Origin of the sequence: Actinoplanes sp. NPDC048791 (genome assembly GCF_040650095.1) — a bacterium.
Classification (GTDB): domain Bacteria; phylum Actinomycetota; class Actinomycetes; order Mycobacteriales; family Micromonosporaceae; genus Actinoplanes.
The window spans coordinates 1-1547 of sequence record NZ_JBEZGQ010001496.1 but is presented as its reverse complement, the minus strand read 5'-3'; the positions used below and the strand labels follow the sequence as shown (position 1 = coordinate 1547).

Here is a 1547-nt window from a genome sequence, read left to right as displayed (position 1 = left end):
CGGACCGTGGCCGCGCCGGCGAGCTGCACCGCCGTGGCCGCGTCGAGGGCGTCCGGTGCCGGGGTGACGCCGCAGCGCAGAGCCACGGCCTCAAGGGTGGCCCTGGTGTCGCCGAACGCGCCGGTCGCCCGCTCGCGGAAGGTGGCCCCCATCGTCGTGCAGAAGGCGTCCGCCGGCACCCCGAGGGCCGCCGCGGTCGCGGTGAAGGAGGCCCGCCGGCCGTCCTCGGCGGACGGGTCGGTCAGCGTGCCGAAGAAGTCGAAGACGACGGCCTTCATCGCACGGCGTGCGGGGCCAGCACAGCCGCACAGCGCAGGTTGCGGTAGTGACCGCGGTAGTCCAGCCCGTACCCGACGATCAGGCCTGCCGGCACGTCGAAGCCGATGTAGGTCGGCACGCCGAGCTCCGGGGTGTCCGGCTTGCGCAGCAGCGCCGCCACCGCGATCGACGCGGGCCCGCGCTGCCGCAGGTTCGCGATCAGCCAGGACATGGTCAGGCCGGTCTGGATGACCGTCTCGGCGATGATCACGTCCCGGTCGGTGATGTCCAGATCAAGATCCTTGAGCAGGCGTACGGAGCCAGAAGCGCGCTTGCTCGTGGTGTACGACCGGATCGCCATCCAGTCGATCTCCACTTGGCTCTCCAGGGCCCGGGCCAGGTCGACGGTGAACGTGGCGGCCCCGCCCAGCACCCCCACCAGCACGACCTCGCGGCCGGCGTAGTCCTTGCCGATCTCGGCGGCCAGCCCCTTCACCCGGGTGTGGATCTGGTCCTCGGTGAGCAGCACGGACTCGAGGTCGTCCGCGACGTGGTCGGCGTCCACCGTCATCTCCCTGAGAAGTCGCCGCGCCTCGCAGCCCCCCGCGAGGTCACGCCGGAATCCTGACACGCGGGGCCCCGGCCGCCAACACGCGTCCAGCCCCCGGCGGACACGCCGTTTCGCCGGCATCTGCCCTGGCCGGGCGGCAGACTGCGATCATGCGCCGGCTCCGTTTCGCCCCGGTGGCGACCTGCTACGTGATCGTCGTGGCGCTGCTCACACTCGCGGGCCGGCTGTGGTCGCCGTACGCGGATCTGGCGGTCTTCGTGGCGGTGGTGCTGACCATGCCGGCCGGTCTGCTGTCGCCGCTGCTGGCCCTCGTCCCGCACCATCTCGGCTGGTACGCCCTGCCGCTGCTGGCCGTGCTGAACGCCTTCGTGCTGCGCGGGCTGAGCCGGGTCCTGCCCCGTGACCCGGTCGCTTGCGGGGTGGAGAACAGGCTGCACAGCGCGCTGGTGTCGACCCGGCTGAAGGTGACGCCGATGATGCACTCCGGCCCGCGTCGGGAACGCAGCCTGCTGTTGCGGGATGTGCCGATCGCGTACCCGCAGCTGCTCGGGGTCTATCACGATCTCTGGCGGGACTCCGGCCTGCGGGTGCAGGAGGTGCCGGAACCGCCGGCGCTGCGGGCGTACGACGGGGAGGGCTACTCGTTCTCGCTGCGGGCCGGGCCGGGCGTCTTCGGCGACGCCGTCCTGACCGTCGCCCCGCCGGCCAGCCGGCGCTG

General features: G+C 72.6%; 2 protein-coding genes and 1 pseudogene. 1 reads left to right on the top strand and 2 read right to left on the bottom strand.

Annotation, left to right across the window (positions count from 1 at the left end):
- Both AB0C29_RS47800 and hpt read right to left on the bottom strand, forming a co-directional pair.
- Window positions 1-278, bottom strand: a pseudogene (locus tag AB0C29_RS47800) (HAD family hydrolase); the annotation flags it as partial.
- On the bottom strand, window positions 275-829 hold the full coding sequence (gene hpt / locus AB0C29_RS47795) for a hypoxanthine phosphoribosyltransferase (RefSeq protein WP_360834934.1): 555 nt from the start codon (window positions 827-829) through the stop codon (window positions 275-277). The gene hpt and the pseudogene AB0C29_RS47800, both read right to left, overlap by 4 nt.
- 149 nt (window positions 830-978) lie before the next feature.
- Here hpt and AB0C29_RS47790 point away from each other — a divergent pair.
- Window positions 979-1547 (top strand): hypothetical protein (locus tag AB0C29_RS47790; protein ID WP_360834932.1); only part of this gene is annotated, 569 nt, incomplete at its 3' end.